14 protein-coding genes are annotated in these 15,506 nt (G+C 52.9%); 12 read left to right on the top strand and 2 right to left on the bottom strand.

The window, feature by feature from the left end:
- Positions 1–17: 17 nt before the first annotated feature.
- Positions 18–470, bottom strand: coding sequence for an Lrp/AsnC family transcriptional regulator (locus IE073_RS11810; protein WP_189586117.1), 453 nt, complete (start codon positions 468–470; stop codon positions 18–20).
- A 101-nt stretch (positions 471–571) separates the two neighbouring features.
- Between IE073_RS11810 and IE073_RS11815 the strand changes: the two genes are divergently transcribed.
- The 5 genes from IE073_RS11815 (at position 572) to IE073_RS11835 (ending at position 5,577) form a co-directional block, all read left to right on the top strand.
- A complete protein-coding gene (locus IE073_RS11815; RefSeq protein WP_189586120.1) occupies positions 572–1,750 on the top strand; it encodes a PrnB family protein in 1,179 nt (392 codons plus the stop codon).
- A 94-nt stretch (positions 1,751–1,844) separates the two neighbouring features.
- The gene (locus IE073_RS11820; RefSeq protein ID WP_189586123.1) at positions 1,845–2,249 is read left to right on the top strand and encodes a PTS sugar transporter subunit IIA; all 405 of its coding nucleotides are present in this window, start codon (positions 1,845–1,847) and stop codon (positions 2,247–2,249) included.
- 8 nt (positions 2,250–2,257) lie between these two features.
- On the top strand, positions 2,258–2,545 hold the full coding sequence (locus IE073_RS11825) for an HPr family phosphocarrier protein (RefSeq protein ID WP_189586126.1): 288 nt from the start codon (positions 2,258–2,260) through the stop codon (positions 2,543–2,545).
- On the top strand, positions 2,542–2,964 hold the full coding sequence (locus IE073_RS11830; RefSeq protein ID WP_189586128.1) for an energy transducer TonB: 423 nt from the start codon (positions 2,542–2,544) through the stop codon (positions 2,962–2,964). Before IE073_RS11825 ends, IE073_RS11830 begins: the two co-directional genes overlap by 4 nt.
- 201 nt (positions 2,965–3,165) lie before the next feature.
- On the top strand, positions 3,166–5,577 hold the full coding sequence (locus tag IE073_RS11835) for an ATP-binding protein (protein ID WP_189586131.1): 2,412 nt from the start codon (positions 3,166–3,168) through the stop codon (positions 5,575–5,577).
- Between the two features lie 62 nt (positions 5,578–5,639).
- On the opposite strand, the gene IE073_RS11840 is transcribed toward IE073_RS11835, so the two are convergent.
- Positions 5,640–5,957 (bottom strand): 2Fe-2S iron-sulfur cluster-binding protein, encoded by a 318-nt coding sequence (locus tag IE073_RS11840; protein WP_189586134.1) that lies wholly within the window; start codon positions 5,955–5,957, stop codon positions 5,640–5,642.
- Between the two features lie 80 nt (positions 5,958–6,037).
- On the opposite strand from IE073_RS11840, the gene tsaE reads away from it, so the two are divergent.
- The 7 genes from tsaE (at position 6,038) to IE073_RS11875 (ending at position 15,505) form a co-directional block, all read left to right on the top strand.
- The gene (gene tsaE / locus IE073_RS11845; protein ID WP_189586138.1) at positions 6,038–6,466 is read left to right on the top strand and encodes a tRNA (adenosine(37)-N6)-threonylcarbamoyltransferase complex ATPase subunit type 1 TsaE; all 429 of its coding nucleotides are present in this window, start codon (positions 6,038–6,040) and stop codon (positions 6,464–6,466) included.
- On the top strand, positions 6,459–7,541 hold the full coding sequence (locus tag IE073_RS11850) for an aminoglycoside phosphotransferase family protein (RefSeq protein WP_189586141.1): 1,083 nt from the start codon (positions 6,459–6,461) through the stop codon (positions 7,539–7,541). The genes tsaE and IE073_RS11850 overlap by 8 nt, the downstream gene beginning before the upstream one ends.
- A complete protein-coding gene (locus IE073_RS11855; RefSeq protein WP_233350043.1) occupies positions 7,538–8,260 on the top strand; it encodes a nucleotidyltransferase family protein in 723 nt (240 codons plus the stop codon). The genes IE073_RS11850 and IE073_RS11855 overlap by 4 nt, the downstream gene beginning before the upstream one ends.
- Positions 8,257–11,250: a PD-(D/E)XK nuclease family protein gene (locus tag IE073_RS11860; protein WP_189586144.1), complete on the top strand. Its 2,994-nt coding sequence runs from the start codon at positions 8,257–8,259 to the stop codon at positions 11,248–11,250. The genes IE073_RS11855 and IE073_RS11860 overlap by 4 nt, the downstream gene beginning before the upstream one ends.
- The gene (addA, locus tag IE073_RS11865) at positions 11,243–14,722 is read left to right on the top strand and encodes a double-strand break repair helicase AddA (RefSeq protein ID WP_189586147.1); all 3,480 of its coding nucleotides are present in this window, start codon (positions 11,243–11,245) and stop codon (positions 14,720–14,722) included. Before IE073_RS11860 ends, addA begins: the two co-directional genes overlap by 8 nt.
- Before the next feature lie 21 nt (positions 14,723–14,743).
- The gene (gene trxA, locus IE073_RS11870) at positions 14,744–15,064 is read left to right on the top strand and encodes a thioredoxin (protein ID WP_189586151.1); all 321 of its coding nucleotides are present in this window, start codon (positions 14,744–14,746) and stop codon (positions 15,062–15,064) included.
- A gap of 105 nt (positions 15,065–15,169) precedes the next feature.
- Complete coding sequence (locus IE073_RS11875; protein ID WP_189586154.1) at positions 15,170–15,505, top strand: hypothetical protein; 336 nt, start codon at positions 15,170–15,172, stop codon at positions 15,503–15,505.
- The last annotated feature ends 1 nt before the right edge of the window (position 15,506 follow it).

Below are 15,506 nucleotides of genomic sequence, written 5' to 3' on the forward strand. Positions count from 1 at the left end.
AGCGACGGCTTGAATTTCTATCCGACGCGGTCTTTCGAAGACCCAAGTGAAATATGGGACGTAATACTGCCGACCATTGGAAGCGTTCCCAACCGATCAGCGTGAAAAGATTTATAGGCGCTCAGGTCTGCAACTTCTATCCGAAGCAAATATTCTACGCTGCCGGTGATATTATGACACTCTCGAACTTCTGGCGCGCGCGCCATCGCGGCCTCGAAATCTAGCGCATCTTTCTTCAAATGAGCTGACAGCCCCACCATCACGAAAACGACAACGTCTTGCCCCATCGCCTTTCTGTCTAGGACGGCGCGATACCCTTGAATGACGCCCCGTTTTTCCAAATCTTGAACCCGACGTAAGCAGGCAGACGGGGAGAGCCCGACTTGTTTGGCCAAGGCCGTGTTACTCGTTCGCCCATTACTTTGCAGAGATTGCAATATTTGCGCGTTGATGGGATCGATTTCTATCATTTGTTGATGCAATTCTCTATATTTTGGAGTGAAAGCAAGGATATTCGAACGGTAACCGCCTAATTATTCGCCACACATAGCCTATATTTGGGGAGAATGATATGTCGCTTTTGGCCTTAGACGCTTATGATATGAGCCCCGAACGGGGGTTTCTTTGTCGTTATAATGCGGATGAAGTCATTTTGCCGGGTGATTGGGCACAAGCCGCTGCGGTTGCACTGCGCCTTCCGCAGTTGCTTCCGACAGGGCGCGTGCGGCATTTGATGTTGCGTGGCCTCCCCATGTTCAAAGACGGCGACGTTGATCAATTAACGGAGGAAATGGCGCGGGCTGCGATGGCCCATTATAGCTTCTTGGTGCAATCTTATATCTGGGGTGAGGCAGAGACCGCGTCGGTTCTGCCCGAGAAATTAGCCCGTCCAATGTGTGCGCTTGCCGAGAGGCTAGGGCAGCAGCCTTTGTTGCCCTACAGCAGCTATGTTCTTGATAATTGGGCCTTGCACGATCCTGAAGGGCCGATTGAACTTTCCAATATCTACGTGCTTCAGAACTTTCTGGGCGGGCAGGACGAAAACTGGTTTATCTTGGTGCATGTCGCAATCGAGGCGCGCGCGGGAGCAGCTTTAAACAGAATGAAGCCGATTCTCGACGCTGTCGAGGAAGGTGATATTGCGGCGGTTACGAAACTGCTGACCGAAACGGCGGAAGTATGGAGCGACTTAAAAGCCATTTTTGATCGTATGCCAGAACGCTGCGATCCCTACGCCTATTTTGAACGCGTCCGGCCCTATATTCATGGCTGGAAAGATAACCCCGCGCTGCCAGAGGGCGTCTTATACGAAGGTGTCGTCTCGCATGGTGGGGCGCGTCAGAGTTATCGCGGGCAGACAGGTTCACAGTCCTCTATCGTGCCATCGATGGATGCTTTGCTCGGGATCGGTCATGCGGCTGACCCGATGAAAGCTTATCTAGACGAATTGCATATCTATCGTCCGCCGGGGCATCGTCGCTTTATTGACGATTTGCGCGAGCAGAGTAATTTGCGCGCCTTCGTCATGATGGCCAAGGACAGTGCCCTGTCGCGCGCCTATAACGCAAATGTTCAAGCGGTCGCTGATTTCAGAAGCCGCCATTTGGAATATGCGGCCAGCTACATCAACAAGCAGAGCCGAAATTCGGCTGGTAATGACACCGATGTCGGCACAGGTGGCACGCCATTTATGAAATATCTCAGGAAACATCGGGATGAAACCAGCGCAAACCTTTTGCCTGTTACCTGAAATGAGTTGTTAAAATGTGATAGAAAGCGCTTCACAGCCTCGCATTTTTTTGATTAGGTGAAGTCTTAATTTAGGCAAAGTGAGGCGTCCCGTCTTGATCGGACTAGTAATTGTCACACATGGTCAATTGGCCATTGAGCTGCGACGCGCGACGGAACATGTCGTCGGGCCACAGGACGCTATGGAAACGATCTGTATCGGTCCCGATGACGATATGGAACTTCGCCGGGCAGATATCCGTGAAGCTGTTGATCGCGTCGATCAGCGCGCGGGCGTCATCCTGCTGACAGACATGTTCGGTGGCACGCCGTCAAATTTGGCAATTTCCATGCTGCGCGACGGAAAAGTCGAAGTTTTAGCGGGCGTAAATCTACCGATGCTGATCAAGCTGGCAGAGGCCCGTGAGACCTCGAACCTTGAAGAGGCCAGCGTCAAAGCCAGAGATGCAGGCAAACGCTATATCGCCATTGCATCCAAAATCCTCGCAGGCGAGAAATAGCTCTGCTTATGTCATCGGCATCCGCCAGGCTTACACTCGTCAATAAACGTGGCTTACATGCACGGGCGTCAAATAAATTCATGGAATGCGTCATGCGCTATGACGCGAAAGTGCGCGTTCGCAGTCATAATGATGTTTGCGCCGAAAGTGTGGAAGCGGACAGTGTGATGGAGTTGTTGCTGCTCGGTTCGGCGTGTGGGGAAGACATAACGGTAAGCGCGGACGGCCCACAAGCTCAAGTCGTCGTTGAGGCTTTGAAAAAGCTTGTGCGTAACGGCTTCGGTGAAAACGAATGAAGGCTTGTTTCGTCCCATTAAGCCTTTGCGTTTCGAGTGTTTTTATATCGAGTTGCGGTTCTACGACGACATTTAATCCCCGTTCGGCCTATCCGCCCGACCCGTGGGTAAAAGGCTACTCCAATCCCGACGATTGTATTGGGGGCGAGAAACTGGCGGCAATTGAGTTCGATCTTCCGTCCTATCCAAAATCAGCTTTTCGGAATGGTCAGCAAGGCTGGGCAATTATACGTTTGAACGTTGATGCGGCGGGTCTCACTCAAAACGTGAAGGTGGAGCGATCCGTGCCGTCTGGCGTGTTTGAGACGGCCTCGCGCAAAGCTGTTGAGGCTTGGCGGTTTCAACCGCCAGCAAAACCGCTTTCGGATTGTCGCGTACTTCTCCGATATCGCGCGGGAGAAGCGAGCTTGGGCGGATAGACGCCCCGACGTCTTCTAGACAAGGATTTTACAGCTTTTCCGCCGAAAATCCTGAGAGTTTCTGAGCCTCAGCCGTAATCGCACCTTTCCCGCATCGTCTTGACCCGATACATCTCGAATCACTTCGGGAGTTCTCCGCGCGGTTCAGCACTGCGGCGGATTTGAAAGGCACAAACATCCATGTTCGCAGGAACGGATATCATGACCTGGGTTGGTCTGGGCGCCGTGGTGGTCGCTTTTTTTGCGATTACCTTCGCGCTTAACCTCTCTTTGCGCGAAGGCGCCACCGCGACGCGGTGGAAGGCCAAAGCCAATGATCTGGATCGGAAGTTAGGGTCTTATGATGCAATCATGGGGGCTTACCCCGGTCTTATCATGGTTTGGGAAGAAAGCGTGCACACGGCCGACAACGGGTGGGGCGACCCAAAGGTCTTAGGCAGTCCTGCAGCGTTGGCTTCGATTATGAGGTTCGCAGATCCTGGGCCGTCCAATAATTTAGCGAGGCGCATTTTAGATGGCATTGCTGATCTGAATACGATTGCTGAAAGCACAGATTCGCGACCCTTACGTCAATACATCGCTGGACTTCGCACAAAGGGCGACTCATTTTCGATTTCGATCGTTCTGCCCGAAGGTAATGTGATTGAAGCCGATGGCCGGGTTGCGGGACGTCAAGTTGTTCTCTGGCTTGAGGACGCCTCAATTCGCGGCGAAGATGAAAAGACCGCGATTTCACGTTTTGAAAACTCGCGTATCACATCCGAAACCGACCCCATTGCCTTCATCGAAATGATGAGCCGTGCGCCTTTCCCGCTATGGCGGATGAATAGCGGGGGTCGCATTAACTGGGTCAATGACGCTTATGTCGAGGCGGTCGGCGCCACAGATGTTCGGGACGTCACAAAAAACCAAATCCATTTGGACCACCAAGCAAATGAAGACGCCCAAACCGTTCTGTCCGAGCAACGCCAAAAGGACTCGACCCGTCATATGGTGTTGGGCGGAGAGCGCCGCGCGACGGCTATCTCGCTCTTCCCTGTGAATGGTGGCCTTGCTGGAATTGCTGTAGATGCGAATGAAACGGATGAGCTTCGTGTACAATTGGGCCAGCAAGTGGCGGCCCATGACAAATTGCTCAATTCCATGGACGAAGCGGTGGTCATATTTGGTAGCGATAAGAAAGCGCGTTTTGAAAATGAAGCCTTCCGTCACATGTTTGGTTTGAATGAAGACTGGTCGCGCGACCAACCCAGCCATGGCGAATGGTTGGATCACATGCGTGAACGCGGTCAAATACCTGCGCAGCCAGATCACGGGAAATGGAAATCCGAGGAGTTAAGCCTTTATACGGAATGGCCATCTGAAATGCCGCCCGCACTTTGGCATTTGCACGATGGACGGACTTTGCGTTTGGTTCGTATGCGCGATCCGCAAGGCGGCATTGCGCTTATGTTCTCCGATATGACAGACCGGATCGACATGGAAGGTCGTTTGGGAACCTTGATCAATGTGCAGCGCGCGACCTTGGATAAGCTCTCGGAGGGGATTGCTGTTTTTGGAACGGACGGGCGATTAAAGATTCACAATAATGCGTTCGCACGGATGTGGAGCCTGTCCGAAGAAGACCTAAAAGAGGCCCCGCGTTTTTCTTCAATCATCGATCTTTGTCTGCCGCTTTATCATGACAAGCTATTTTGGAATGATCTGAAGGCGCGCGCGACGGACCCGAACCCAGAGGTCAGGCGTCAAGTTGAGGGTGAAATCCGTCGGTCTGACGATAAAATGCTGACGTGGTTGTCAAAACCGCTTCCCGACGGTGCGACCTTAATCGCGTGGGATGACGTCACCAGCGCGCGCCGCACAGAAGCGGCCCTAATCGAACGCGCCGAAGCCCTAGAGGAGGCTGACCGCATGAAATCCGAATTCGTGGGTCACGTGAGCTACCAGCTTCGCACGCCTTTGACGACAATCTCTGGCTATGCGGACTTCCTGCAAAATGGCGGTGCGGGTGAAATGAATGATAAGCAAAGCGAATATGTCTTCGCCATTCAAAGCGCGTCTGAGGACCTTGCAAAGATCATTGACGACATTCTGGATATCGCCGCGATTGAAGCGAATGTTCTCGATCTCGATCTGGGGGATGTCGATGTTTATGACGTGTTGTCTCATGCGTTGGACTATGTCGCGACGAAAGCGGAAGACACCAAGATCTCAATGGAGCTCGATTGTCCGCAAGACATTGGGAAAATTCGGGCAGATGAGACGCGGATAAAACAAGTCGTGTATAATTTGCTGTCAAATGCGTTACGTTTCACCAAGCCAGGTGGTCTGATCCAACTCGGCGGGCAACGCGCCCCAGGTGGGGGCGTTCGGATTTGGGTGAAAGATGACGGCGTTGGAATTCCATCGGATCGCCAAAGTCAGGTCTTCGAAAGTTTCGAAAGCTCACGCGGCGGTGCTGGTCTTGGCTTGGCACTGGTTCAACGTTTCGTCGAACGTCATGGTGGTTGGGTCGAGTTGGAAAGTGACGAGGGGGCAGGCACCCACGTCACTTGTTACCTGCCAAAAGAAGCCGCTCCAGATGCGGGGCATCCAGAGCTGTTTGAGGGCTAAGGTAAGCCCAATCCTAAGGATTGGATATTGTCTTGTAGTTTATTGGAGGCTTTAGCGGCGGCCTACTGGCTTTCAGGTGTTGTAATCTCGATGCCGTTCAATTCGTCGCTCATGAGGATTTGACAGGACAGACGCGAGTTGTCTTGAACGCCTTCTGCGAAATCTAGCATGGAATCTTCCATGTCATCCTTGGCCTTCAATTTTGACAAAAACGCTTCGCCCACAAAGACATGGCATGTGGCGCAGGCACACGCACCGCCACAATCGGCATCGATCCCTGGAATCATATTCTGTACGGCGGCTTCCATGACGGAGGTTCCGGCTTTCGCTTCGACATCGCGACGTTCGCCAGCGTGGTCGATGAAGATAATCTTGGGCATGGAAGGCTCTCTCTAAATTAGACTGTACTCAGCGATAGGTAAGGCCTTGCACCGTGATTGCAAGGCGCTAGACCCGTTCTATGGATCAGTTCACCCCACAAAATGAAGCGGAAATGCTCGCCCTAGGCGCCCGATTGGGAGGGGCGCTGGAGGCCGGCGATACTGTGGCCCTGATCGGGGATTTGGGCGCTGGAAAAACGACATTGGCGCGGGGGCTCGTTCAGGCGGTATTGCCGCAGGAAGTGGTTCCATCTCCAACCTATACGCTGGTCCAGGCTTATGATCTGCCTGAGTTCACGCTTTTGCATTGTGACCTCTATCGCTTGGAACACCCCGATGAAGCCTATGAAATAGGCCTGATCGACGCGATGGGCGAGGATGTCTGCCTGATTGAGTGGCCCGATCGCCTGGGCCCGCACCTTCCGCAGGACGCTATGATTATCGACATAAAATTTGAGGGTGACGGGCGTGTTGTCAGCTTGCGCGGATGGGGCAATCGCCATGTTTGATCGAAATGCAGAGATTAAGCGCTTCTTGGCAGATGCAGGTTGGGGAAACGCTGATATTCAGGCCTTTCCAGGCGATGCGTCTTCGCGTCGATACTTCCGATTAACGCGGGGCGATGAAGGGGCCGTATTGCAAGATGCACCGCGGGGCGCAGAAAGTCCTGCGGAGCCAGAGGGCGCCAGCGTCGCAGACCGTCAGGCCTTAGGGTATAATGCGCTTGCACGTTTGGCGGGGCCTGAACCTGCCGCCTTTGCAACTCTTGCGAACGAATTGACGATCCGTGGGTTTTCTGCCCCGAAATTATTAGCGGCCGATCTTGATGCAGGTTTGATTTTGTTGGAGGATTTTGGTGAGGGCGTTTATGCGGGCGTGATTGAAGGTGACACAGCCCTAGAAGCGCCCCTTTATGAGGCCGCCGTTGAATGTCTCGCGGAAATCTATCGCAGCTCCTTCCCTGCACAAATGCAATATCGCGATATCACTTGGCGGGTGCGGGAGTATGACAATATTGCGCTGTTGACGGAGACGCATCTTTTTATCGATTGGTATGCGAAAGACAAAGGTGCCGATATTGATGTCGCTGCCCGGTCACAATGGGATCGAATCTGGCAGTCACTTTTCATCGAGTTAAATGCGCATGCACCGGGTCTAGCCCTGCGTGATTTTCACGCGGAAAACCTATTTTGGTTACCAGAGCGCCAATCGGTTTCGAAAGTGGGATTGATTGATTTTCAAGATGGGCTTTTCGCTCACCCTGCCTATGATCTGGTTAGTTTTCTAGAAGATGCTCGCCGGCATGTTTCGCCGCATCTAGTTGAGGGATTAATTGATCAATTTATCGATCAGGCCAAGTTGCAGAACCCCGAGGCGTTTCGCCGCGCCTATGCGGTTCTCGGCGCGCAACGAAACGCCAAAATCTTGGGCATCTTTATCCGTCTGGCCGAACGCGATGGAAAACCTGCTTACCGAGATTTGATTCCGCGTGTGCATGCGCATTTTCGCAAAAATCTACAGGGCGATATTTTTGCGGAGCTGCGAGATTGGTTTGCCGAATATTTGCCGGGTGAAATCACATGAGCCAAGCTCAAGAAATTACGACGGCGATGGTGTTAGCCGCAGGACACGGCACACGTATGCGCCCCCTCACAGATCATTGTTCAAAAGCGATGGTGGAAGTGGGTGGGAAACCTCTGATCGACCATATGTTGGACCGATTAGGGGAGGCGGGCATTCAACGCGCTGTTGTAAATGTTCACGCACATGCCGACCATTTGGAAGCGCATTTGAAAATGCGTCAAACTGGTCCAGACATTATCATCTCTGATGAGCGGGAACAATTGCTAGAGACGGGCGGTGGCATGGTCAAAGCGCTCCCACTACTTGGTGAGGCTCCAGTCTTGGCCTGCAATATTGATGCAATATGGACGGAGTCAGGGGCGCCGATCATTGCTTCGCTTCTCCAACGTTGGGATCCAGCTCTCATGGATGATTTGCTGTTATTAGCGCCCATCGAAAAAACTTTAGGGTATCACGGCAAGGGCGATTTCCTATTTGCCCATGATGGCCGTTTGGAACGTCGCGGAGATCATGCACAGGCCCCCTATGTCTATGCTGGAGTGCAGATCACGAAATTAGACAGGTTGGCAAAACAGCCCGTAGAACCGTTTTCCCGCAACCGAATATGGGATGAGACATTAAAGGCGGGAACTATTTTCGGCCACCCGCTTGACGGATTTTGGATGCATGTCGGGGATCCGCAAGCCCGAGATGAGGCCGAACTTCGGCTCAAGACATGAGTGCGCCCTCGGTTTATAATATGCCGTCTGGCGTCCCGTTTCTCGAAACTTTGGCGCGTGGTTTGCGAAGACGATTTGGTGTGGAACTTCAATCGGGGCTCATCCTCTTGCCCACGCGCCGCGCTGTACGCGGATTGGGTGATGCCTTTGTGATGGCAGCCGTTGAAGACGGGGTCAGCGCGACACTGCTGCCACGCTTACGGCCTTTGGCTGATATTGACCCTGAGGAACCTCCATTCGAACCAGGTGAGCTAGTTGGCAAGGTGGGGCCCGCCATTGACGGAACTCAGCGACGTTTTGAGATGGCGCGTGTGGTTGCGGCCTATCATGAACGGGCGACGGACCTTCCGCTAGATGCCGCGACGGCACTTGCCATGGCCGACCCGCTCCTCGCAATCCTTGATGACGCCGCTCTGGAAGAGGCCAAGCTGACTGAGACGGACGCTTGGGCAAGACTGATGGGGGAGGCGGCCAAACATTTCCAAGATGCCGCCACGTTATATCGGATCATACAAGATTTTTGGCCTGCGCGACTGGCTGAGCTCAATATGGAAGAGCCGCAAACACGCAAGGTCAAATTGTTGGACGCACTCGTCGAGCACTGGACAGAAACGCCGCCAGAATATCCCGTCATCATCGCAGGCTCGACAGGTAGCTTGCGCGCGACACGCCGCTTAATGCGGGTCGTGGCACAATTACCCCAAGGCATGGTGATCCTCCCGGGGTTTCAGGCGACAGATAATGATGAAACCTGGGCAAAAATTGACGAACAGCATCCCCAATATGCGATGAAGCTTTTGATCGAAGGCCTCGACGTTGATCGCAGTGACATTCGCGACTTTGTTTCGGATGTCGTTGGCAAGCCCGCGAAAGACGTCCTGCGCCTCGCAAGAACGCGCGTGTTGGAAGAGGCGCTGGTTCCGGCATCACGGACCGCAGATTGGCTAGAGCGGATCAACAAACTTGAGACAGATTTTGGCCCTGAGATATTTGATCAAGCCACAGATGGGTTGTCACTCATCGAAGCCCGTTCCGATGCGGAAGAGGCGCTCGCGATTGCTTTGATTTTGCGAGAGGCTTTAGAAACAGAAGGGCGAACTGCTGCCCTTGTCACCCCAGACCAAGTCTTGGCGCGGCGTGTCAAAGCGCGACTGGGCCGCTGGGGTGTCGATGTTGACATGTCTCAAGGTGACCCTCTGGCCGAAACGTCCACGGGTGTCTTTTTAGATGCTGTCTTAGCGCTCTCGCAGAACCCAGAAGGTGCGCTGGAGAAAGCGGTCCTCTTTGGTCATGAATTAACGGCACTGGGACGTTCGCCCGACGCGGTGCTTTCATCTTGGCAAGTCATAGAACGACAATATTATCGCCAAGAGCAAAGGCCTAATGCGCCTACGCGCGCCCTGAGCGACATTGAAGCAGATCTGAACGCTGCCTTATGCCCGCTTGTTGAACTTGAGGGCGACGCGTCAGCCCCTGTCTGGGCCTCGGCCTTAATTTCTGTCTGTGAAAATATTGCGAGTCACGCGGACCAGCATGGCAGCCATTTTTTATGGCGGGGGCAGTCAGGTGAGCGCGCCGCCCAAATGCTCGAGCATATCATTGCCTATGGTCACAATTTACCATATGTGACGGCAAAAGGGTTTCTGCGTCTGATGCGTCAGTTGATGACGGGCATCGTGGTTCGCCCATTTGGCGGAACCCATCCACGTCTCTCAATTTTGGGACCTCTTGAGGCCCGTATGCTTTCGGCAGATGTCATCGTTTTAGGCGGGCTGAATGAGGGTATATGGCCTGCAACACCAACGCCCGGGCCGTTTCTATCACGCGGCATGCGGCGGCAGATGAAACTATCTCTGCCAGAAAGACGGTATGGTCTGGCGGCGCATGATTTCTTTGAATTGGCTGCAAACCCGACCGTCTATTTGACCCGGTCAAAACGCTCAGAGTCTGGGCCCACGGTCGCTTCCCGCTGGGTGTGGCGTTTACAAACTTTGCTTCAGGGTGCTGTCGGCGAAAATGGCATGAAGGCGCGTCTCAATAGCGCTGATTACTATTTAGACTGGGCGCAAAAGCTGGATTATGTCGCGGCTGGCGGGGTGAAACCTGCGACCGCCCCCAAACCGCAACCGTCTATCGAGAATAGGTGGAACACAGATAAGGGCCGCAGCCTATCTATTACGGAAGTAAAAACGCTCATCCGTGATCCCTATTCGATCTACGGACGTCACGTTCTGGGTTTGAAACCCTTGCGAGATTTAGGTCAGGAAAACGGTGCATCCGAATTTGGCTCGGCTATTCATCTGGGGATTGAGAACTTTCTGACGGGCAAAAAGCTCCCTCTAGGAGAAGATCAGGACGAAGAATTGATCACGGCTTTGAACGACGCGTTTCACCTTTATGGGTATAGTCCCGAGGTCATCGCCAAAGAACGTGCTCGGTTTGAAGTGATCGCAGCGGGCTTGCGAACCGAGCTGAATGCGCGCGAGGCTGACAGTTTTCAAATTGAAGGTTTGGAGGTCTGGGGCGAGACTGAAATTCCAAATTTGAATTTCTCGATCCGAGGCAAAATGGATTACGTCGAACGCGGTATTGAGGGCTACGGCTTTATCGATTTCAAAACAGGCACGCCCGCAACGGATGCGGAAGTTGCAGCCGGCTTTGATCCACAGCTTCCACTTGCGGCTTATATTCTTCGGCAAGGGGGTCTCAAGGGGCATAAGTCTGGGGCTACGGCGCGCTTAGGATATATGCGGGTCAAAGGTTCGAATGACGGCTTTCAAACTTTCCCAATTGGAAAAAAGAAACCTGTCGAACAAATAACGGATGAAGCGATCGAAAATCTGACGAAATTAATCCAACGCTTTGATGAATTCAGCACACCTTATGAGTCTCAAGTGCGATCAAAATATATCAATAGCTGGTCTGATTTTGATGATCTCGCGCGACGCGGCGAATGGGCTGGCATCGCAGGCGGCGAAAAAGATGACTGAGATTTCAGCCATTATGACGCCAATAGAAAAGGCAACACAGGCGCAGCGCATGGCCGCGGATCCGTCAGGGACTCGCCTCGCGGCCGCAAATGCTGGGTCGGGGAAAACGCGCGTCCTCGTGGACCGCGTCTCTCGCATTCTTTTGCGTGGGACCGAACCGGAAGATATTCTTTGTTTAACCTACACAAAAGCCGCCGCGTCAGAGATGCAAGAGCGCTTGTTCTTGACGCTCGGCAAATGGTCAGTTCTGGATGACGTCGCGCTGCGTGATGATTTGATTAAACTTTTTGGACAGCCACCAGAGACGCTCTCGCCGCCAGTGGCGCTCCCCAAGGCGCGAGAACTTTTTGCCAAAGCTTTGGAAACGCCAGAAGGATTAAAAGTTCAGACCATTCATGCTTTTTGCGAGCGTATCTTGTCCCGTTTCCCAGTTGAGGCTGGCATCTTGCCAGGTTTTGAGCCGCTGGATGATATCGAAATTTTGAACCTTCGCGCCGATGTTGAGCAGCAGATTTTGAAGGAGGCGATGGACGCCCCTGATGGCGCGCTGGCGGCGGGCCTGAGACAGCTGACCCTCGTGCGCGCCGATGCCTCACTCGATGAATTATTCCGATGGATGGCGCAGAGCCCGCAGAAAATCACGGCGTGGCGTAGTGTGGGTTTGGACCCGCTGGCAAAACGCTTAAAGCTGGGAGACCAACGCGACCCATCCGACATCGCAGCCACTTTGTGGCGGCGACTGGATAAATCGGAAATGAAACGAGTTGCAGCGGCCTTGGGTGGTGGCGGTGCGACGGACGTGAAACGGGGTAATTTAATTAACCTCGCATTATCTGAGGACGACCCATTACGGGCTCTGGCCCAGCTAGAAGGTTTGTTTTTCACCAAAAAGAGAACCTATATTAAAGCCTTTTATAACAAAGGCACCGATGGGAGTGCCAAGGTTTGGATCGATACGCACGCACTTGATATTATTGAGACGATTGAAAAGATTTGGGCGGCGGAAGTTTTTGCTCTGACCCAAGCGGTTTATGACCTCTCAGGTCGCTACGCTGACATTTATCGAGACGCTAAACATCAAGCGCGGGGGTTGGACTATTCCGATCAAATTCTATTTGTTCGCCGCTTGCTGCAAAATTCTGAGGCTGCGGACTGGGTAAAATATAAGTTGGATGGCGGCATTCAGCACATCCTATTGGATGAAGCGCAAGACACAGCCCCAGAGCAGTGGGAAATCATAAACACGCTAGCGGCTCCGTTTTTCCAGCCGCATCCTGATGATGATCCGAATAAACCTCGGACCCTTTTTGCCGTGGGAGATGAAAAACAATCTATCTACGGATTCCAAGGCGCACGCCCTGAGCAATTTCTAACGGAAATCCGAAATCATTCAGAACATGCGACAACCGATATTCGGATGACGATGTCATTTCGTTCGACGCAGCAGGTTCTAGATGTCGTAGATGCGGTTCTTTTCGACTGCGGTGGTATGCAGGCCATGTTTGACGCAGAGAGTTTTCCGCCCGCCAGTGATGAAACACGCCATATCGCGCATCGCAAAGACGCGGGTCTCGTCGAGTTATGGCCTGTGACGCCTGCGCCTGATAAAATCGAAGATGTCGAACCATGGGACACCAGACCAGTGGATGCTGCTGGGGAAGGGCATCAAATCGAGGTTTTGGCCAAGACCATTGCGCAGACTGTGAAGGCGTGGATTGACAAAGCGGAACCCGTTTTTGATCGCGAACTTAAACAAACCCGCCCGACTTTGCCGCAGGATGTTCTGATTCTGGTTCGTCGGCGTGGCCCACTATTTGATGCGGTAATCCGACAACTCAAGCGCCATGAAGTTCCAATCGCCGGGGCGGATAAGCTAAAGCTGTCAGAAGCGCTCGTCGTCAAAGACTTGATCGCGTTGTCGCGGGTATGCCTGTTACCGTCAGACGATTTGTCTTTGGCGGAAACCCTTAAGTCGCCGCTGTTTGGATATGATGATGATCAGTTGATGAATGTGGCGATTGGTCGATCTGGAACGCTTTGGGAGTCGCTGGCAGAGAAAGACCCTGAGACATTCTCCCAGCTAGAAACTTTTACGGCTCTCGCGTCTGCTCTGAATCCCTATGACTTTTATGCACGTGTTTTGGATACGACAGATGCGTCAGGGACGTCGATGCGGAAGCGGTTTTACCAGCGTCTTTCTTTGGAAGCTCGCGATGCCTTAGAGGCCTTCTTACACCAAGCCTTAGAACATCAAGCTCGCATGGCGCCGAACCTCCAAAGTTTCCTTCGTGCATTTGCAAAGGGCGACGTCGAGGTGAAACGCGAGCAAGATAGCAGCTTGTCTGAAGTTCGCGTCATGACCGTTCACGGCGCCAAGGGATTGGAAGCCCCCATTGTCATTCTGCCTGACACGACAAACGTTCCACCCCTGCGTGAAGTGCTTTTGCCGGACGGTGATCACGAGCAAATTTGGTCAGCGGGGAATATTCCTCATCTAGAACAGGTTAAAGAGGCCGCTAAAGCGCGGGTGAAGCAAGAGCAACTTCGCCTTCTATATGTGGCAATGACCCGCGCTGAATCACGTTTGATTGTTTGCGGCCCGCATGTGGGCGCGGCAAATGCTAAGTTGAAGTCTGAGTGTTGGTATGACTGGGTGAAACGCGGAATGGAGGCCTTGGGCGCGCGCGCATATGAAGCGCCGTTCCAACGAGAGGTCAATGGGGAGCTTATCACCGGGCTTCGCTACGGCCAGCTGCCTGAGCCGAGCAGCGCCAAGGCGTCTAAAAGAGTGACGGAAACCCAGGGTTTGCCGTCATGGATTACTGAAGCTGCAGCCCCTGAAGGCCGAAGACGCAATCGCGTAACACCTTCACATTTGCTCTCTGACCCGCGTGTCGAAATGGCTGTGCGCTCGCCTGGCCAATCAAAGGACCCGAAGGTTTTCCGTCGGGGTAATTTAATTCACAAACTCCTTGAGGTCCTTCCAGATATCGCGCCGGAGCGTCGTCGCAAAACGGCCCAAAAACTTCTGGAGGGGTACGCTGAATTACCAGACGGGTTGGCGGAGCAAGTTATGGACGAAGTTTTCGCTGTGCTTGAAGATGAAAACTTCGCTGATATTTTTGCCTTCGGATCACGCGCTGAGGTAAGTTTGGCGGGTTCGGCGAAAGGCCTGCCAAATGGGCTATACCTCAATGCGCAAATTGACCGCCTATGCGTGACGGATAAGGCCGTCATGATTGTAGACTATAAATCCAATCGTCCGCCGCCCTCCGACCCGAAAGACGTCTCAGACCTATATTTGGGTCAAATGGCGGCCTATCGGGAGTTAGCGCGGGAAATATATCCGTCCCGAACCGTCACATGTGCGCTTTTATGGACAGATGTCCCCCGATTAATGGTTCTCCCAGATTCGTTATTGGATGTCGCCTTGCAGAAAGTCGCCGCGCTTCCTATTTCCAAGTTAACTTAAAATACCAGCCCGGAGATTCCCATGGCCACGCACGCCGTAACCGACGCCTCTTTTGATTCAGATGTTCTTCAATCAGAAACCCCCGTCTTGCTTGATTTTTGGGCTGAATGGTGTGGTCCTTGTAAACGTATGGGGCCTGCACTCGAGGAGGTTGCTTCGGATTTTGAAGGTCGGATGAAGGTTGCCAAGATGGATATTCAAGCAAATCCAGATACACCCGGTAAATTTCACGTTCGCGGTATTCCAACGCTGATGATCTTCAAGGGCGGTCAAGTTGTCGCCACGAAGGTCGGCGAAATGAACAAAGCGAAACTGGCAGAGTGGCTTGCTGAGCACGCCTAATCCTCTCCAACAATTGGCTAAAAGGCGGTCCGACGAGGCCGCCTTTTTCATGTCTGAAGGGAACGTTTTCCTGTCGTGTGCATTGCTTTTCCGAAGGAGAAAAATATGCCCGACTCAAATCTAAACATTCTTGCGGTTGATACTGCGATTAATTCCGACGGTTATCTTCCCGGACTGGCCAATCCGACGACTGTCGCGGAAATACGTGACATCTATCTTTCCAGCCAATTTTCGACAGCTGAACGCATTCAACAACTTCGTGATCTTAGAACTGAGATGATGGCGAGACAGTCTGCTGATGTGGAGGCGGGATTTAACGGCCTCATTTCAGAGATTGATGCAGGTCTGGCCAAGTTGGAGTCAGACGGTCGCGGTAGCGCTGATCCCGACGTCACGCAGCACCTCGATACAGCTGTAAACCCTGACAACCTAGGAGAATAGA

It is taken from the genome of Litorimonas cladophorae, from assembly GCF_014652455.1.
In the GTDB taxonomy this organism is placed as follows: Bacteria; Pseudomonadota; Alphaproteobacteria; order Caulobacterales; family Maricaulaceae; genus Litorimonas; species Litorimonas cladophorae.